General features: G+C 68.3%; 16 protein-coding genes. 13 read left to right on the forward strand and 3 right to left on the reverse strand.

All coding sequences use genetic code 11. The features are described 5' to 3' along the window. Nucleotides 1-438: 438 nt before the first annotated feature. From ASC87_RS03890 to flgA, 3 genes are all read right to left on the reverse strand, one after another. Complete coding sequence (locus tag ASC87_RS03890) at nt 439-765, reverse strand: hypothetical protein (RefSeq protein WP_235582041.1); 327 nt, start codon at nt 763-765, stop codon at nt 439-441. Nucleotides 766-898: 133 nt separating this feature from the next. Further along, nucleotides 899-1,222 (reverse strand): flagellar biosynthesis anti-sigma factor FlgM, encoded by a 324-nt coding sequence (gene flgM, locus ASC87_RS03895; RefSeq protein WP_056656992.1) that lies wholly within the window; start codon nt 1,220-1,222, stop codon nt 899-901. Nucleotides 1,223-1,337: 115 nt separating this feature from the next. Further along, entirely contained in the window at nt 1,338-2,081 is a 744-nt protein-coding gene (flgA, locus tag ASC87_RS03900) for a flagellar basal body P-ring formation chaperone FlgA (protein WP_235582042.1), read from the reverse strand. A 141-nt stretch (nt 2,082-2,222) separates the two neighbouring features. On the opposite strand from flgA, the gene flgB reads away from it, so the two are divergent. The 13 genes from flgB (at nt 2,223) to ASC87_RS03965 (ending at nt 17,814) form a co-directional block, all read left to right on the forward strand. Next, a complete protein-coding gene (gene flgB, locus ASC87_RS03905; RefSeq protein WP_056656995.1) occupies nt 2,223-2,624 on the forward strand; it encodes a flagellar basal body rod protein FlgB in 402 nt (133 codons plus the stop codon). A 2-nt stretch (nt 2,625-2,626) separates the two neighbouring features. Then, a complete protein-coding gene (gene flgC / locus ASC87_RS03910; RefSeq protein ID WP_056657450.1) occupies nt 2,627-3,043 on the forward strand; it encodes a flagellar basal body rod protein FlgC in 417 nt (138 codons plus the stop codon). A gap of 31 nt (nt 3,044-3,074) precedes the next feature. Next, complete coding sequence (locus ASC87_RS03915) at nt 3,075-3,725, forward strand: flagellar hook assembly protein FlgD (protein ID WP_056656997.1); 651 nt, start codon at nt 3,075-3,077, stop codon at nt 3,723-3,725. Between the two features lie 40 nt (nt 3,726-3,765). Then, nucleotides 3,766-5,031 carry a flagellar hook protein FlgE gene (flgE, locus tag ASC87_RS03920; RefSeq protein WP_056657000.1) on the forward strand — a complete coding sequence of 422 codons (1,266 nt, stop codon included), beginning with the start codon at nt 3,766-3,768 and terminating at the stop codon, nt 5,029-5,031. Nucleotides 5,032-5,078: 47 nt separating this feature from the next. Beyond that, on the forward strand, nt 5,079-5,813 hold the full coding sequence (gene flgF / locus ASC87_RS03925; RefSeq protein ID WP_056657003.1) for a flagellar basal-body rod protein FlgF: 735 nt from the start codon (nt 5,079-5,081) through the stop codon (nt 5,811-5,813). Nucleotides 5,814-5,843: 30 nt separating this feature from the next. Beyond that, nucleotides 5,844-6,626: a flagellar basal-body rod protein FlgG gene (gene flgG / locus ASC87_RS03930; RefSeq protein ID WP_056657005.1), complete on the forward strand. Its 783-nt coding sequence runs from the start codon at nt 5,844-5,846 to the stop codon at nt 6,624-6,626. Nucleotides 6,627-6,669: 43 nt separating this feature from the next. After that, entirely contained in the window at nt 6,670-7,350 is a 681-nt protein-coding gene (locus tag ASC87_RS03935; protein WP_056657008.1) for a flagellar basal body L-ring protein FlgH, read from the forward strand. Nucleotides 7,351-7,403: 53 nt separating this feature from the next. Beyond that, nucleotides 7,404-8,549, forward strand: coding sequence for a flagellar basal body P-ring protein FlgI (locus ASC87_RS03940; RefSeq protein WP_056657011.1), 1,146 nt, complete (start codon nt 7,404-7,406; stop codon nt 8,547-8,549). 1 nt (nt 8,550) lies between these two features. Beyond that, nucleotides 8,551-9,483, forward strand: a complete 933-nt coding sequence (flgJ, locus tag ASC87_RS03945) for a flagellar assembly peptidoglycan hydrolase FlgJ (RefSeq protein ID WP_056657014.1) — start codon at nt 8,551-8,553, stop codon at nt 9,481-9,483. A gap of 13 nt (nt 9,484-9,496) precedes the next feature. Further along, nucleotides 9,497-11,455 (forward strand): flagellar hook-associated protein FlgK, encoded by a 1,959-nt coding sequence (flgK, locus tag ASC87_RS03950; RefSeq protein WP_056657017.1) that lies wholly within the window; start codon nt 9,497-9,499, stop codon nt 11,453-11,455. A 193-nt stretch (nt 11,456-11,648) separates the two neighbouring features. Continuing rightward, entirely contained in the window at nt 11,649-12,842 is a 1,194-nt protein-coding gene (gene flgL, locus ASC87_RS03955) for a flagellar hook-associated protein FlgL (protein WP_056657020.1), read from the forward strand. 60 nt (nt 12,843-12,902) lie between these two features. Further along, nucleotides 12,903-14,108 carry an EAL and HDOD domain-containing protein gene (locus tag ASC87_RS03960; protein ID WP_056657023.1) on the forward strand — a complete coding sequence of 402 codons (1,206 nt, stop codon included), beginning with the start codon at nt 12,903-12,905 and terminating at the stop codon, nt 14,106-14,108. Between the two features lie 85 nt (nt 14,109-14,193). Continuing rightward, nucleotides 14,194-17,814 (forward strand): PAS domain S-box protein, encoded by a 3,621-nt coding sequence (locus ASC87_RS03965; RefSeq protein WP_056657026.1) that lies wholly within the window; start codon nt 14,194-14,196, stop codon nt 17,812-17,814. Nucleotides 17,815-17,829: the final 15 nt, after the last annotated feature.

Here is a 17,829-nt window from a genome sequence, read left to right on the forward strand (position 1 = left end):
CCGCGCAAGCCTTCGCCGCCGCCCAACCGCCCCTGTTCAACTGAGGGGGAAATTATTCCGGACAGTAGTGGGCGTTCGCCGGGATGACCCGAGATTTTCCCCGGACAGCAGTGGGCCTGCGCCGGGACGACAGGGCTGTGCGGGGAAACGCATTGGCGTTTGCGCAGAGCCGGTCTCTCAGGATCAGGCCCTCTGCCTGATTCGGCTTGCTTTGCACATGTTGCGCGGCCCTGTTGCTGATTCAGTTGGCGCTCCGTGCGGTTCCGGGGCGTTGCATCGCTTCGCTCGCTCGCCGTGCGGCCTCATCCCCTTGATGGGATGAGCCCGCAACAAGAGGCGAGCAAAGCGAAGCCGCAGATCAAGCTACCGCCGAGCCCGGGTCCCCCGGGCGACCGCGGGCGCCCCCATGGGGGGCAGGAGCGAAGCGACGTGGGGGCCCTATGCAGTAAGGTTGGTCCGAGCGCCGCGGTCGGCCTGGGTGCCGCCGTAGACGGGGGCGGGGCTGGTGCGGGGCATCAGGACGTCGATGGCGCGGTCGAGGGCGGCGGTGGCACGGGCCAGCGATTCGCGCTGGGAGGCCACGAGGCCGCTCGCGCGCATCAGGCGTTCGCGCAGGGCGGGGGGCACGGGGCCCGAGCGGGCGGCGTGCGTGAAGTGGTCCACCGCGCGGGCGAGCGCGCGATGCAGTTCAGACGCGTGATGGTCCACGGCGCCCATGTCGTTCGCGCGCAGCGAGTCGCCGAGCGAGTTCAACTGGCTTTCCACGGCCGCCAACGTGGTTTCGAGCTCGAGCCCGGGACCGTTTGGCGTTGGCAGTTGGGAAGGATGCACCGGGTTCGGCATATCGGGCCTGAAGGTAAAACTCAAGAGGGACAGGAGCGCGAACGAAAGCCCGCGATCAGTGTTGCGATTTTCCCAGGACTTCCTGGGCATTGGCCAACAGCTTGTCGGCGATGGCGCCAGCGTTGACCTGGTACTTGCCGTCCGAGATGGCCTGCGCAATGCGCGCCACCTTTTCGGCGTCGAAGTCGCCTGACACACCTTCGGTGCTCGACATCAGCTGCGTGGCGGCGCTGGACAGCGCCACTTGCGTGCTGGCTTCGGTGCCGGCCTCTTGCGTGGCGGCGGTCTGGGTCTTGCCGGCCCCGGTGGCCGACGTGCGGCCGGGGGTGACCGCCGCCGGTGCGGCGACGGGTTTGTCGTTCGGGTTGCCAATCTTCATGGTGTGCTCCTTGGGAGGGGGTCTTGCCCCCGTCCTTTCAACATGAACGGTATTTCGACCCGTCCAGGGGCAACTTTAATGTTTTTTGGCAGAAGCTTTTTGCGACAACTCGTTTTCACAATGTGATCTCCACGACCCGTTCGCCCACCGGCATGCCGCTCACCACCTTGCCGTTGTCAGTGCGCACTCGCACCGGCTGGCCTTCCATGCCGGCGGTGAGCGCTTCACCGGAGCCCACGATGGCAAAACCACCGCCCACGGCGCGCACCTGCACGGTTTCGCCTGGCCCGAACCACTGGCGGCTTTTGAGGGCCACTTCGCGGAGGGCCTGGCCGGCCGACAGCGGCTGCCCCAGGGTGCGGCCCAGCACGGCCTGCCCATCGGGGATGGCGGGGCTGCGCTGTTCGCTCAGGTTGATTTCGGTGGACCGCAGGTCGGCTTGAGCCAGGACGTGGCCGGCCGGCAGCGGTGCGGCCGCCACCCAGCCGGGCCCGAACACATGGACCGTGACCGGCAGGTAGACGTTCCACGGGGTGGGGCCGTCGACACACCGCAGGCCCACGCGGCTGCTGCCCCACAGGCGGGTGCCGGAGGGGATGTAGGCGTCGACCTTCTGGCACGCGGCCAGGCGCAGCCTCGGGTCGAGGCGGCCCAGGGCCACCTCGGCGCGTGGCGTGGCCGGGCCGACGACCCGGCCGAGGATGAGTTGGCGAACCTGCGCTTCGAGCGGGGCGCCGAGTGCTGGCCCGCCGGTGGGCTGGGCCAGCGCGCCCACGGCCGTGCAGGCGAGCACCGCGGCCGCCACGGGGGCGAACGCGGCACGGCGCGAGGGACGGAGGGTGGGCAGGGGGGAGTTCACATCTCCAATGTACGCGGGGCGGGCGGCGCACCGGTTGCGAAAAGGCCGGGAAACGGCCCGCTATTCGCGCTTATGTTTTCGCCCCTGCTGACCACAATCCTTTCAATTGCCCCTCGTGGGGCGCCCGCCGAGGGATGCACCATGCTGAACCGACTCACCAACTCGCTCGATTTCCACGGACAGGCCCTGAGCCTGCGGTCCGAGCGCCAGCGCCTGATCGCCAGCAACATCGCCAACGCCGACACCCCGGGGTATGTCGCCCGCGACATGAACTTCTCCCAGGCGCTGAAGGAAGCCACCGGCATGCAGGCGTCCGCCGGCATGGCCGCCACCCGCCCGGGCCACATCGCCACCGCCGGCGGCGCCCGCGCCGAGGCCAACCTCGAGTACGCCGTCGCCAGCCAGACCAACCTCGACCGCAACACGGTCGACATGGACCGCGAGCGCGCCAACTTCGCCGACAACTCGGTTCGTTTCGAAGCCACGCTGCGGTTCATCAACAGCAACGTGCGCACCATGATCGACGCCATCAAGGGTCAATGACCATGAGCATGTTCCAGGTCTTCAACGTCACCGGCAGCGCCATCAGCGCGCAGTCGCAGCGGCTCAACGTCGTCGCGTCCAACCTGGCCAACGCCGACACCGTGGCCGGCCCCGACGGCTCGGCCTACAAGGCCCGCCAGGTCACCTTCCAGGCCGAACTGATGGGCCAGATGGGAGACGCGGCCAGCACCGGCGTCAAGGTCAGCAACATCAGCGAAGACCAGACCCCCGGCCGCCGCGTGCACGACCCGAAACACCCGTCGGCCGATGCCGAGGGTTACGTCACCTACAGCAACGTGAACCCGGTCGAGGAGATGGTCAACATGATCGCGGCCTCGCGCTCGTACCAGAACAACATCGAGGTCATGAACACGGCGAAGAGCCTGCTGCTCAAGACCATCCAGATGGGCCAGGGCTGATCCCTGACGCCCTGACCTGAAGGACACCTCCATGGCAGCCGTCGGCACCCTCAACTCCAACACCCTGGCGAGCCTCAACGGCACCGGCGCCACCACGCAGACCGCGAACGAGGCCGGCAGCGCCGATCGCTTCCTGAAGCTGCTCGTGGCCCAGATGCAGAACCAGGACCCGCTCAGTCCCATGGACAACGCGCAGGTCACGACCCAGATCGCCCAGATCAACACCGTGAGCGGCATCGAGAAGCTCAACGGCTCCGTGCAGGGCCTGTCGGGCCAGTTCTCCCAGATGCAGGCGCTGCAGGGTGCGGCCCTCGTGGGCCGCGAGGTGGTGGTGCCCGGCGACGACCTCACCGTCAAGGACAACGTCGGCTCCGGCACCTTCGAACTCGGCTCGGCCGCCGACGAGGTGCAGGTCGAGATCCTGAACGCGCAGGGCAACGTGATCGAGAAGTTCCAGCTCGGCGCCCGGGCCGCCGGCATCAACGACTTCGACTGGAAACCCACCAGCACCGCTGGCGCCGCCACGTTCCGTGTCACGGCCAAGGCCGATGGCGCCACGCTGACCCCCACCGCGCTCGTGCGCGACACGGTGCGTTCCATCAGCACGTCAGGCAACCAGCTGACCCTCGAACTGAAGAACAACGGCAACGTGGCGTACAGCGACGTGCGCTCGTTCACCTGATTCTCCCGACGCACGCGTCAACAGCCTCCAGGAACATCCCATGAGCTTCCAGCAAGGTCTCTCCGGCCTGAACGCATCGAGCAAGAACCTCGACGTCATCGGCAACAACGTGGCCAACGCCAGCACCTACGGTGCCAAATCGTCGCGGGCCGAGTTCGCCGACATGTACGCCACCGCGATGACCGGGGGCGGCAGCAGCAACATCGGCATCGGCGTGAACCTGGCCGCGGTCACGCAGCAGTTCACGCAGGGCAACATCACCACCACGGCCAACTCGCTCGACCTCGCCATCAACGGCCAGGGCTTCTTCGAGGTGCAGTCGCCCGACGGCCAGACGCTCTACTCGCGCAACGGCCAGTTCCAGGTGAACAAGGAAGGCTACCTGCAGACGAACGGCGGCATGAAGCTGCTCGGTTACCCGGCCGACGGGCAGGGCACCATCCAGCCGGGCCAGGCGCGCCCGCTGCAGCTGCCCACCGCCGGCATCGATCCCAGCAGCACCACCGAGATGAACATCGAGATGAACCTCGATTCGCGTGTGGGCGCCACGCTGCCGGCCACCACGCCCATGATCAACTTCAACGACGCAGCCACGTACAACAACGCCACCTCGGTGACGGTGTTCGACGACAAGGGCCAGGACGTTGCGCTCACCTACTACTTCCAGAAGGCATCCACCGACACCTGGAACGTGTACGTCACCGCCAACGGCTCGCCGGTCAACGTCGACGGCGCCGGGGATCCGCAGCCGCTGACTACCATGACCTTCCCGGCCAACGGCGGCACGCCCACGGCCCCGGCCGGCCTCGTCACGCTCGACATCCCGGCGTCCACCAACGCGTCCGGCGCCCAGACGCTCGCCATCCCCGGCATCCAGCTCGACCTCTCCGGCGCCACCCAGTACGGCGCCACGTTCGGTGTCACCGACATGGCCCAGAACGGGTACGCCCCGGGCCAGCTGTCGGGCCTGTCCATCGAGAAAAACGGCATCGTGATGGCCACTTACTCGAACGGCCAGTCGAAGCCCGCCGGCCAGATCGAACTCGCCACGTTCCGCAACACCCAGGGCCTGAAGCCGCTGGGCGGCAACAACTGGGCGCGCACGTTCGAATCGGGCGACCCGATCGTCGGCACGCCCAGCCAGGGCAACCTCGGGGCGCTGCAGTCCGGCGCGCTGGAGGAGTCCAACGTCGACCTGACCGCCGAGCTGGTGAACATGATCACGGCCCAGCGCATCTACCAGGCCAACTCGCAGACCATCAAGACGCAGGACCAGGTCATGCAGACCCTGGTGAACCTGCGCTGATGAGCCGCACGGGCCCCCGAACTGACCTGACCTGACCGGAGCCGCCGATGGACCGCATGATCTACCTGTCGATGTCGGGTGCGAAAGCCAGCATGCAGCGCCAGGACACGCTCGCCAACAACCTGGCGAACGCGTCCACGCCCGGCTTCCGGGCCGAGCTGCAGGCGTTTCGTGCGGTGCCGGTGCAGGGCAGCGGGGCCAGCACCCGTGTGTATGCACTCGAATCCACGCCCGGCTACAACGATGCGGCCGGCCCCATCACCAGCACCGGGCGCAACCTCGACGTGGCGGTGAAGGGCAACAGCTGGCTGTCGGTGCAGGCGCTCGACGGCAGCGAGGCCTACACCCGGGGCGGCGCGCTCGATGTCACGTCCGACGGCACGCTGGTCACCCGCAGCGGCCTGCCCGTGCTCGGTGACGGCGGCCCCATCCAGGTGCCGCCCAACACCGAGGTGAGCATCGGCAGCGACGGCACCATCAGTGCCAAGGACCGCACCGGCCGCAGCACGTCGCTCGGCAAGCTCAAGCTCGTCACGCCCGAGGCCAAGCTCGACCGCGGCGAGGACGGCCTGTTCCGCGGCGCCGAAGGCAACCCGCTCGACGCCGACCCCGATGCCCGCGTGCAGGACGGCTCGCTCGAAGGCTCCAACGTGAGCGCCATCGAGACCATGGTGTCGATGATCGCCGCCGCGCGCCAGTTCGAGGCGCAGATGAAGATGGTGCAGACCGCCGAGGCGGACGAACGCGCCGCGTCACAACTGCTGTCCAACGCGCCGCGTTGACCCGCTGAACCGAAACTGAGGACCCCCGCCATGATGCGCTCGCTCTGGATTGCCAAGACCGGCATGGAGGCCCAGCAAACCCAGCTGGACCACATCTCCCACAACCTGGCCAACTCGGCCACCAACGGCTACAAGAAGTCGCACGCGGTGTTCGAGGACCTGATGTACCAGAACCTGCGCCAGACCGGCGCGGCCAGCACCGAACAGACCCAGCTCCCCACCGGGTTGCAAGTGGGCCTCGGCACCCGTGCCGTCGCCACCTCGCGCAGCTTCTCGCAGGGCAACCTGCAGACCACCGAGCGGTCGCTCGATGTGGCCATCCGCGGCAACGGCTTCTTCGAGATCCAGATGCCCGATGGCACCACTGGCTACACCCGCGACGGCTCGTTCCAGGTCAACGCCCAGGGCCAGATGGTCACGAACAACGGTTTCCCCGTGCAGCCGGGCATCACCATCCCGGCCAACGCCACCAGCATCTCCGTGGGCCAGGAAGGCATCGTCAGTGTCGTGGTGCCGGGCCAGGCCCAGCCGCAACAGGTGGGCCAGCTGCAGTTGACCAACTTCATCAATCCGGCCGGCCTCGAGCCCAAGGGCCAGAACCTGTACACCGAAACCGCCGCGTCGGGCACGCCCAACACCGGCACGCCCGGCCAGGAAAGCTTCGGCCAGCTCCAGCAGGGAGCCCTCGAAACGTCCAACGTGAACGTGGTCGAGGAACTGGTCGGCATGATCCAGACGCAACGCGCCTACGAGCTGAACTCGAAGGCCATCCAGACGTCCGACCAGATGCTCCAGCGCCTGACCCAGCTGTAAACCGGCCATCGCGCATCCCGAGTGATCCCCGAGTGACCCCCCGATGAAAACCACGCTCCTCGCCGCCGCTTCCGCCTCCGTGCTGCTCGCCCTCACGGGATGTGCCACGCCGTACCCGGTGCCCGAGGTGTCGGTGGCGCCCGGGGCCGACACGCGGCCGTTGCCCGTGGTGGCGCCGGTGGCCAGCAACGGGTCCATCTACCAGGTGGCCCAGTACCGCCCGCTGTTCGAGGACCACCGTGCCCGCCTGGTGGGCGATGTGGTGAATGTGCAGATCGTGGAGAAGGTCACGGCCAGCCAGAAGAGCACCAGCTCCATCAACAAGTCCGGGTCGGTGGAGGCGGGTGTCACCGCGCTGCCGATGCTCAAGGCCACTTCGCTCACCCGCGCCAGCGCGTCCGGGTCGTCCGCCAACGACTTCCAGGGCAAGGGCAGCACCGAAAACACCAACGACTTCTCCGGCACCATCACCGCGGTGGTGACCGAGGTGCTGCCGAACGGCCACCTCGTGATTGCCGGGGAAAAGCAGATCGGCGTGAACCAGAACGTGGATGTGCTGCGGTTCTCGGGCCAGGTGGACCCCCGGTCCATCCAGCCGGGCAACAGCGTGGCCTCTGCCCAGATCGCCAACGTGCGCGTGGAACACCGCGGGCGCGGAGCCCAGGCCGATGCGCAGGGAATTGGCTGGATCGGACGCTTCTTTTTGAACGTTCTCCCGTTCTAAAGTTCTCCAGAATCGGTGCCATGGGGGGGTTGACTCCTCCCGAGGTGCACCGAATGGAAACGACGTCCGACAACCTGCGCAAGACCCTCCTCCAAGGCCTCATCGGCCTGATCGCCGTGATCTTGAGCGGCGTGCTGTGCTGGCCCGTCGACGCCCACGCCACCCGCATCAAGGAAGTGGCGTCCGTCCAGGGCGTGCGCAACAACCAGTTGGTGGGCTACGGCCTTGTGGTCGGCCTCGACGGTACCGGCGACCAGACCACCTCCACCCCGTTCACCGCACAGAGCCTGAACGCGCTGCTGCAGCAGATGGGCGTGACCGTGCCTCCGGGCACCAACATGCAGGTGAAGAACGTGGCCGCCGTGATGGTGACCGCGCAACTGCCTCCGTTCGCGCAACCCGGCCAGCCCATCGACATCAACGTGTCGTCCATGGGCAATGCCAAGTCGTTGCGCGGCGGCACGCTCATCGCCACGCCACTCAAGGGCGCCGACGGCCAGGTCTACGCGCTGGCCCAGGGCAACCTGATCGTGGGCGGTGCCGGCGCGTCGGCAGCCGGCTCCAAGGTGCAGATCAACCACCTTGCCGCCGGCCGCATTCCCGAAGGCGCCACCGTCGAACGCGCGGTGGCCACGCCGCTGATGCAGGGCGAGTTCCTGCAGTTCGACCTGAACGCCAACGACTACAACACCGCCCGTGAAGTGGCCCGCGCCATCAACAAGAAGATGGGCGACGGCACGGCCCAGCCGCTGAGTGGCCGCACCGTGCGCGTGCGCATGCCGTCGTCGCTCGACGCCCGGGTGGGTTTCCTCGCCGACGTGGAAAACCTCGCGCTCGAACTGGCCGCGCCCGCCGCGAAGGTGGTCATCAACGCCCGCACCGGCTCCGTGGTGATGAACCAGGCCGTGTCGCTGAGCGCTTGCGCGGTCGCCCATGGCAACCTGTCGGTGACCATCAATTCGACCCCCGTCATCAGCCAGCCCGCACCGTTCTCGCGCGGGGAGACCGTCTCGCGCGACCGGGCCGACATCACGATCAAGCAAGAACCCGGTCCGCTGGTCCAGCTGCCGGCCAGCACGAAGCTGGCCGACGTGGTCAAGGCACTGAGCGCCCTCGGCGCCACGCCGCAAGACCTGCTGGCCATCCTCCAGGCGATGAAAAGCGCGGGTGCGCTGAACGCCGAGATCGAGGTGATCTGACATGAGCATCTCGTCGACCGGCCAGACCAGCAACGCCCTCGCGGGCGACCTGGGCCAGATCTCGAAGCTGCGCAACAGCGCGTCCACCGATCCGCGCGCCGCCATCAAGGAAGCCTCGAAGCAGTTCGAGGCGATCTTCATGCAGCAGATGCTCAAGGGCATGCGCGACGCGAATGCGACCATGTCGCCCGGCATGCTGGACAACTCGGGCACGAAACTCGGCACCGAAATGCTGGACCAGCAGTTCTCGAAGGAGATGACCGGGCGTGCCGGCGGCCTGGCGGAACTGATCGAGAAACAGCTTCAGCGCCAGATCGGCGACCCGTTGGCCACGATGGCCAGCGAAGCCGCCGCCAACCCGGCGCAGCCCGAACCTGCACGCAAGTCGTTCCTGAGCCGCGTGTTCTCGCGCGACACGGAAACCGCCGCGGCGCAGAAGCCCATCTCGCTGCAAGGCCGCGAGAAGCAGGTCGATTTCCTGAAACGCCACGAGGACGCGGCCAAGGCGGCCGAAGCCAGCTCCGGCATTCCCGCCACTTTCATGATGGCCCAGGCCGCCCACGAATCGGGCTGGGGCCGCCGCGAGATCAGGAACGCTGACGGCAGCACCTCGCACAACGTGTTCGGCATCAAGGCCGGTCCCGGCTGGACCGGCAAGACCACCGACGTCACCACCACCGAGGTGATCGGCGGCCAGGCGCGCAAGGTCACGGCCAGGTTCCGCGCGTACAGCAGCTACGAGGAGTCCTTCAAGGACTACGCGAACATGATGAAGAACAACCCGCGCTACGCGAAGGTCGTCGAGAACAGCGAGTCGGCCCAGGGCTTCGCGAAGGGCCTGCAGCGCGCCGGGTACGCCACCGACCCGCAGTACGCCGACAAGCTCACGAAGATGATCAACACCACGCTGCGCCTGCAGCGCGCCACGGCCTGATCGGAGAGACGGCATGTCCAGCTTGATGGGTCTCGGCACGCGCGCGATGTTCGCCAACATGGCGACGCTGCAAAGCATCGGCAACAACATCGCGAACGCCAACACCAAGGGGTACTCGCGGCAGGAAACACAGCTGGAGACGGCCGGCGGGCAGTTCACCGGCGCGGGGTTCTTCGGGCAGGGCGTCAACATCACGACGATCACCCGCTCGTACGACCGCTTCCTCACCACGCAGTCGGCGGCGGCCGCCTCCGTCGCGTCGTACGACAGCACCCGCGCGAGCCAGCTGTCCCAGCTCGAGAACGTGTTCACGCTCGGCGAAAAGGGCCTCGGGCACGCGGCCGGCCAGTTGCTCAATTCGTTCGTCGACATGGCCAACAACCCGAGCGACGCGTCGGCGCGCCAGGTGGTGCTGACCCGTGCGCAGGAGCTGTCGGGCCGCTTCAAGGCGGCCGGGGAACAGCTCGACGCGTTGCAGGGCGGTGTGGCGCAGGACATGAAGACGGCCACGTCCACCGTCAACGCGCTGGCCCAGCAGGTGGCGGCGCTCAACAAGCAGATCTCCGCGCAGAACGGCACCGGCCATTCGCCCAACGACATGCTGGACCAGCGCGACCAGCTGGTTGCGCAGATCAGCAGCTACATCAACGTCACCACCATCCCGGCCAGCGACGGTTCGGTGGGCCTGTTCGTGGGTGGGGGCATGTCGCTCGTGCTCGGCGGCAACGCCAACACGCTCAAGGCGGCCACCGACCCGTACGACCCGTCGAAGCTGCAGCTCGCGTTGCAGGAAGGTGGCGTCGACCGCCTCGTGCCCGGTTCGGCGATTGCCGGCGGCTCGATCGCCGGGCTGATGAAGTTCCAGAACGAGGATCTGACCGACGCCCGCAACCTGCTCGGCCAGATGGCCGTGTCGATCAGCGGTGCGCTGAACCAGCAGCAGGCCCTCGGCCTTGACCTCGGCCAGCCCGCATCGATGGGCGCGCCCCTCTTCAGCGTGGGTGCCCCGAAGACGCTGCCGGCCAATTCGAACAGCGGCAATGCCGCCATCGGCGTCACCGTCAGCGACTTCACGCACGTGCAGGCGAGCGACTACGAGGTGCGCTACGACGGCAGCGACTATTCGATCGTCCGCCTGTCGGACGACCAGGCCGTCACCGGCAGCCCGTTCTCGGCCGCCGCGCTGGCCGCCGGCGTCAACGTCGAGGGCCTGACGATCCAGCTGAACGCGGGCACGCCCGCCTCCGGTGACCGCTTCCTGCTGCAGACCGTCACCGGCGCCGCGCAGGACATGCGCACGGTGCTGAACGACCCAAAGGGCCTGGCCGCCGCGTCGCCCGTGACCGCGTCGTTCGGTGCGGACAACAAGGGCACGGCCACCGTGGCGTCGCTCGGTGCGGTCAACAACACACTCGACCGCACGCTGACGGCCAACTTCACGTTCACGTCCGACACCGGCGACTACAACTGGGAGACGGTGGATGGATCCGGCACGGTGACCGGCACCGGCACCGGCACGTGGACCGCCGGCCAGCCCATCTCGGTCAACGGCTTCGAGCTGAAGCTGAACGGCGTGCCGAAGAACACCGACACCATCAGCGTGAAGCCCACGCTCTCCACGGCCGCCAACAACGGCAACGCGCTGGCGCTCGCCAACCTCGACAAGGTGGCGTTCGTGGGGGCCCGGACGCTGCCGGACGGCACGCTGGTGCCCGGCAAGACCATCACCGATGCCTACGCGAGCGCGGTGTCGAGCATCGGTGTGCGGGTGCAGAGCGCGAACTCCGCCGCCAACATTTCCAGCTCGTTCGCGGCGGCGGCCGAATCGGCGCGGGTCAACAAGGCCGGCGTCAACCTCGACGAGGAAGCCGCCCGCCTGATCCAGTTCCAGCAGGCCTACCAGGCGTCCGCCAAGGTGCTGCAAGTGGCCCAGACGCTGTTCGACACACTGCTGCAGGCCGCTGGCGGCTAAGAGGCTGAGAGTCTTTCGATCATGCTCGCTCATCACGCCAAAAGACGGCCGCTCGTCGTTGCGAATGCTCGCCATAGCCCGAGCTATGGCAAGCATTCGCGCCTAGATCGGCCGCCTTTTGGCGTGCTGCTCGGGCACGCTCGAAAAACTCTCGGCCTCTGACCGTTCCTGAAGACTCCATCCGGGTGACCCCATGCGCATCAGTACAGCCAACGCCTATGACCTCTCGGTCGACGTCCTTGCCAAGCGGCAGATCGACCTGGCCCGCGTGCAGGAGCAACTCTCCACCACCAAGCGCGTGAACCGCGCGAGCGACGACCCCGCCGCGGCGGCGCGCGCCGAGCGTGCGCTGGCCGCCGAGATGCGCGTCGACGCGAACCAGCGCGCGGTGGATGCGAGCGCCAACGCCATGACCCTCACCGAAAGCGCGATGGGGGATGCGAACGACCTGCTCCAGCAGGCGCGCGACGCGCTGGTGAAAGCCGGGAACGCGAGCTTCAGCGACGCCGAGCGCAAGGGCATTGCCGACGAACTGGCCGGCCTGCGCAAGCAACTGCTGGCGGTGGCCAACCGCACCGACGGCGCAGGCACCTACCTCTTCGGCGGCCAGGGCAGCGACCAGCCGCCGTTCGTCGACGCCGCCGGTGGTGTCGAATACCGCGGCACCAGCGGCGAGGTGCAGGCCGTCTCCGGCGAAACCCTGCCGCTCACCGTGGACGGCGAAAACGCCTGGATGCGCGCGCGCAGTGGCAACGGCGTGTTCGAGACCGTCGCGGTGACGAGCGGCGGCACCGCCTGGGTCGACAGCGGCCGGGTGACGAACCCCGCGCTTGTCACCGGTTCCACCTACAGCATCCAGTTCGACGTCACCGCCGGTGTCACCACCTATTCGATCCTGCAGGACGGCAACCCGACCGCCGTGGCGGGCGCGCCGTTCAAGCCGGGCCAGACGATCGAGATCGACGGCATCGCCGCCAACATCACGGGGAGTCCCGCCACCGGGGACACCTTCGAACTGCGCCCGTCCGAGGCCGACCAAAGCATGTTCGACGTGATCGACCGTGCCATCGCCGACCTCAACACCCCCATGCGCACCGCCGCGCAGATCGCACAGTCCAACTCCTCCAACATCCGCGCCCTCGACGGGTCGATGAGCCAGCTCGCCGCGTCGCGCAGCAAGGTGGGGGAGACGCTGAACCGCATCGACAGCGTCACCGGCCGCCTGGAAGACTCCCGCCTGGCGAGCCAGACGGAACGCGCCGCAGCAGAAGGGCTTGACATGGTCAAGGCCATCTCCGAGTTCCAGAACAAGCAAACCGGCTACGATGCGGCGCTGAAGAGTTACGCCATGGTCCAGAAGCTCTCGCTTTTCAATTACGTCAGTTGAGTTGCCTGTGCCTTCTGTGCCTGCCTTGACGCCATCTTTCCTGAACCCGGGAGCTCCCGCGTGAGTGACAACAACATCCTCGGCCAGGTGGCCCTGGGTTATTCCCCCTTCATCGACAAGAGCCGCGCCGTGTCCGCCACCCGGCTCACGGTGTTCCCGCTGCGCCCCGAATCGCCCCCCGACATCGCCCAGTTGCTGAACGCCGTGGGCAACGTGTGGCCGGCCACCGGTGGCCGGGTGTCGCTCAACGTGCTGAACGAGGGCCTTCTCACCGACCTGATGAAGGCCGAGCCTGCGGCCAACCTGATGGTCGAGGTGCCGTCGTTCATGGCGTCCGATCCGGTCAACATCGACGCATTGCAGGCGCTGCACAGGGCCGGCAACACGCTGCTGATCAAGGGGCGCCCGGTGCGCGAAGTGCCGCGCGAAGTGCTGCACTGCTTCACGTACTCGATCGTCGACCTGGCGGAAGACCGCCGCATCAACGAAACCGCCGCCACCGCACCCACCAACATGGGGCGTTCCATTCCTCACGTGCAGGCTGGCGTGCGCACGCTGGTCGAGATGGAAGGCAGCTTCAACCGCGGCGCGGCCGCCGTGCTCGGCTGGCCCATCGATGACGCCATCACCGAGTCCCAGTCGAAGGGCAAGGCCGCGTCGACCGACCTGCAGGTCATCGTCGAGCTGATCCAGCGGGTGGATGCCCAGGAGCCCATCGAGCGCCTGGAAGCCACCCTCAAGCGCGACCCGTCGCTCGCGTTCAAGCTGATGCGCTACATCAACTCGCCGGCCTTCGGCCTGCGGGTGGAAATCAGCTCGTTCCGCCACGCCATCATGATGCTCGGTTACCAGCGCCTGAAGCGCTGGCTGGCCCTGCTGCTGTCCACCGCCGGCAAGGACACCAACATGAAACCCGTGATGTTCGCCGCTGTGCGGCGCGGGTTGCTGATGGAAGAGCTGGTGCGTTCGTCGGGCGACGAGGAGATGCGCAACGAGATGTTCATCTGCGGCGTGTTCTCGCTGCTCGACCGCATGTTCAAGCAACCGTTCTCCGAGTTGCTCAAGACCATCCCGGTGCCTGAGCGTGTGTACCAGGCCCTCGTGGACAACACCGGCCCGTACCAGCCGTACTTCAACGTGGTACAGGCGGTCGAGAACGAATCGCTCTTCGACTTCCGGGCGTCGGCCGAGGCCCTGATGCTGAGTGTCAGCGAGATCAACCGCTCGGTCCTCACCGCGCTGACCGCCGCCGCCGAGATCGAGTGACGCCCGCAGGGCCCGGCCCTGCGTACACTGCCGGAATCCCCCGGCCTCGCGGCCGGGCCCGTTCCCGCTTGCCGTTCCCCCGACCATGGCCGACCCGAAGGCGCTGCGTCATTTCCTCGATGTGGTTTCCGACGCCGTGGTCGTGCTCGACCGCGGCGCGGCCGTGCATTTCGCCAACACCGCTGCCACCCGCTTGTTGCACTGCCGCGCGGGCATGCCGGTGCGCGACCTGGCGCCGCTGCTCGGCGACGCCGTGGTGGAGGCCGTGTCGCAGACCTTGTCGCGCGGGGTGCCGCGCCTCGACGCACCGCGCCCGAACGTGCCCGAGCGCCTGGTGCTGCCCGATGGCCGCCCGTTCGACGTGGCCTTCGTGCCGTTCGAGGGCGAGCGCTGGGCGCTGCGCCTTGCACCGGCCGGGCCGGCCCAGGTCATCGACCCGCCGGCGGCCGGTGAGCTGATCGGCCTGTTCTGGGATTCCCCGTTCCCGGTGATCGTGCAGGCCCCGGATTTCCGCATCACCCACGTCAACCCCGCGTACGTCGATTTCACCGGGTACACCCCCGACCAGCTGATCGGCCTCGACCCGCTCGACCTGCAACCGGAGGAAGACCGCGAGTCGAACCGGGTGCTCCGCGAAGAGTCGCGCGCGGACCTGCCCGGGGCGGCCAGCGAACGGCTGGTGGAACGGCGCATCGTCGATGCCATGGGCCGCGAGCGCTGGTTCCGTGCCGCCCGCCGCACGCTGGCCGACGAACACGGCGAAACACGGTTTGTCAGTGTGTTGCAGGACAGCACCGCCGAACACGTCGCCCGCGAGCGGGCCGACCGGTCCGTGCGCGAACTCGACGACTGGTTCGACCTGAGCCCGGTGGCCATGGTGCTGTTCGACGACCAGGGGCTCGTCGTGCGCACCAACCCGGCCTTCGAGGGCCTGGCGGGGCACGTGCCGGTGCTGATGTCCGACGCGGACCCCCAGGTGCAGCAACTGCTCGCCTGGCAGGACGACGGGCCGTCGCCCGCGCTGCGCCCCGGTTCGACGCCGGTGGAATCGGTGGCCTGGTTCCCGCAGCCCGATGGCAGTGTCGTGCGGCTGCGTTCGCTCGTCCGGTGTTACCTGAGCGCCAGCGGCCAGCGCCGCTACATGGCGGTGATCGAAGACCGCAGCGTCGAGGAGGAACGCGACCTCGCCCAGGTGCAGATCGGTGCGCTGATGGACACGGCCGGCGTGGGCCTGGCCACCTTCGAGGAGTCCGCCGGCTGGGTGCAACACGGCAACGCGTTCGGCGCATCGGGGGGCGGGCAGGGCGGGGTGGTGTCCGCCGCGCTGCAGTCCATCCGGCGCGAGGTGGTGGTGCCCGAATCGCTGCCCGAATACGAACGCCTCCAGGCGGCGCTCCGGCAGTCGCAGCGCGCCGAGGTGCGCTACGCCATCCACCACCCGGACCTGGGCCAGCGCTGGCTGCTGACGCGGGTGGCGCCGGCCCGGCTGGCGTCGGGCAAGCAGACGCTGTCGGTGGTCACGCTCGACATCACCGACCAGCACCAATCCCACCAGCGCAGCGAACTGCTGCTGCGCGAGATGACCACCATCCTCGAAAGTGCCACGGTGGGCATCGCCTACCTGCGCGGCAACCGGCTCGTGCGTTGCAACCGCCGTTTCGAGGCGCTGCTCGGGTTCGGTGCGGGCGAGTCGATCGGCAACAGCCTGCAGGAACTGCTGGCCGGGCAACCCGATGCGGCGCGCCTCGTCGACGGCATCGAACGCGCCGTCGCGGATGGCACGCCGTTCGAAGCCGAGGTGGCGGTGAACCTGCCCGGGCGGCCGGGCCAGTGGTGCGGGCTGACCGTGCGCGCGGTGGGCGGGGCCGAGGGCGCGCCCGAGGTGATCGCCGTCCTCAACGACATCACGCGCCTGAAGGCGCAGCAGATCGAGCTGGAAGCCCTCGCGCGCGACCGCGAGCTGATGTTCAGCGTGTCTGACGTGGGCATTGCGTTCGTCCGCGGCGACCGCATCCAGCGTGCCAACGAGGCGCTGAGCCGGTTGACGGGCTACGAGGCCGCGCAACTCGGGCTGGCGCCGCTGGCCGAGCTGTTCGTCAACGCCAACGAGTACCGGCGCCTGCGCCAGTTGTCCGAACACGGGCTGCACCATGCCGGCCGCTGGAGCGGTGAACACCTGATCCGCCGCCGCGACGGTTCGCTCGTGTGGGTGCAGGCGAGCCAGCGGCTGGTGGTCGACGGTGACCCGGCGGGTGGCTTCATCGCGTCGTTCGTCAACGTCGACGACCGGCACCGCGCCCAGCAGGCTGTCGGGCTGCAGGCCGAACGCACGCGGGCCATCCTCGACTCGGTGCTCGTGGGCATCGTCACCGTGGGGCCCACCGGCATCGAGTGGATGAACCGCTCGGCACGGCGCATGTTCGGCGGCGACCTGGCCGACTTCGTCGACCAGCCCATCAGCACGGTGGCCACACCTGACGCGGACCACCCGTTTCGCCGCACGCAGTACCTCAACGACCTGGTCGAGGGCCAGGCCGAAACCTTCGAATGCCGCGTCAAGGCACGCGACGGCCGCGAGTTCTGGGTGGTGGGCAACGCGGTGGCCACCGGCCGCGAATCCACCGGCCGCCAGCTCACCTACGCGCTGCTCGACATCGAACGCCGCCGCCAGGCCGAGGCCCGCACCGCGCAGGCGCAGTCGTCGCTGCAGCGCATCATCGGTACCGCGCCGCTCGCCATCACGCTGTTCGACGCGGCGAGCCTGCGCATCCTGGAGGTGAACGGGGTCGCGGCACGCAGCGCCGAACACGTCGCGCACCAGATGGTGGGCCGCCTGCCCGAGGACATCTACCCGCCGGACGTGGCTGCGGTGCGCCGCGCCGACATGACCCAGGCGCTGTTCTCGATCGACGTGACGCAGCGCGAATACCGCGTGACCACCCTCGGCGAGAAGCGCCTGTGGGACGCCCGCTACCTGCCCCTCGCAGCACCCGGCCAGCCGCCCGACCAGCTGCTGCTGGTGGCCACCGACGTCACCGAGCAGCGCGCGGCGCAGGAAGCCCGGTTCGAGGCGGCCATCGCGCAGCGCGAGATGCTGGTCAAGGAAGTGCACCACCGCATCAAGAACAACCTGCAGGGTGTTGCCGGGCTGCTGCAGCAGATCGGCGCGCGCAAGCCCGAGATGGCCGATGCGATGGCCGAGGTGGTGGGCCAGGTGCAGGCGATCGCCCAGGTGTACGGGCTGCAGGTGGGCGTGGCGGGCCCGCTGCGGCTGCGCAGCGTGCTCGAGGCCATCACCGGGTCGGTGCAGCGCACCTTCGGCCGGGCCATCGTCTTCCAGGTTGACGGCGCCGTGCCAAACGCCTGGGGGCTGCCGGAGGCCGAGTCCATTCCCATCGCGCTCTCGCTGAACGAGCTGCTGACCAACGCGATCAAGCACAGCCCACCCACCGAGGGCGGTGCGCCGGAGGTGACGTGCCGCCTGGTCAGCAACGAGGGTGGGGTGCAGATCGTGATCGGCAACGTGGGGCAGTTGCCGGCGGACTTCAACCTCGCCCGGTTTCCTGGCGGGGTGTCGGGACTGGGGCTGATCCGTGCACTATTACCACGCCGCAGTGCCAGCCTGAAGATCGAGCAGGACGACAATCACGTGGTCGCCACCGTGGCCATCGTGCCGCCGGGAGTCACCCGGCTCGGCGACCCCTGAGTCCTGAGTCCTGAG

Source organism: Rhizobacter sp. Root1221 (genome assembly GCF_001425785.1).
In the GTDB taxonomy this organism is placed as follows: Bacteria; Pseudomonadota; Gammaproteobacteria; order Burkholderiales; family Burkholderiaceae_C; genus Rhizobacter.

Bases quoted from the DNA above. Each gene is read 5' to 3' on its own strand.
- flgM (WP_056656992.1), bottom strand. From the start codon at position 1,222: ATGAAGATTGGCAACCCGAACGACAAACCCGTCGCCGCACCGGCGGCG.
- flgB (WP_056656995.1), top strand. From the start codon at position 2,223: ATGCTGAACCGACTCACCAACTCGCTCGATTTCCACGGACAGGCCCTG.
- flgC (WP_056657450.1), top strand. From the start codon at position 2,627: ATGAGCATGTTCCAGGTCTTCAACGTCACCGGCAGCGCCATCAGCGCG.
- ASC87_RS03915 (WP_056656997.1), top strand. From the start codon at position 3,075: ATGGCAGCCGTCGGCACCCTCAACTCCAACACCCTGGCGAGCCTCAAC.
- flgE (WP_056657000.1), top strand. From the start codon at position 3,766: ATGAGCTTCCAGCAAGGTCTCTCCGGCCTGAACGCATCGAGCAAGAAC.
- flgF (WP_056657003.1), top strand. From the start codon at position 5,079: ATGGACCGCATGATCTACCTGTCGATGTCGGGTGCGAAAGCCAGCATG.
- flgG (WP_056657005.1), top strand. From the start codon at position 5,844: ATGATGCGCTCGCTCTGGATTGCCAAGACCGGCATGGAGGCCCAGCAA.
- ASC87_RS03935 (WP_056657008.1), top strand. From the start codon at position 6,670: ATGAAAACCACGCTCCTCGCCGCCGCTTCCGCCTCCGTGCTGCTCGCC.
- ASC87_RS03940 (WP_056657011.1), top strand. From the start codon at position 7,404: ATGGAAACGACGTCCGACAACCTGCGCAAGACCCTCCTCCAAGGCCTC.
- flgJ (WP_056657014.1), top strand. From the start codon at position 8,551: ATGAGCATCTCGTCGACCGGCCAGACCAGCAACGCCCTCGCGGGCGAC.
- flgK (WP_056657017.1), top strand. From the start codon at position 9,497: ATGTCCAGCTTGATGGGTCTCGGCACGCGCGCGATGTTCGCCAACATG.
- flgL (WP_056657020.1), top strand. From the start codon at position 11,649: ATGCGCATCAGTACAGCCAACGCCTATGACCTCTCGGTCGACGTCCTT.
- ASC87_RS03965 (WP_056657026.1), top strand. From the start codon at position 14,194: ATGGCCGACCCGAAGGCGCTGCGTCATTTCCTCGATGTGGTTTCCGAC.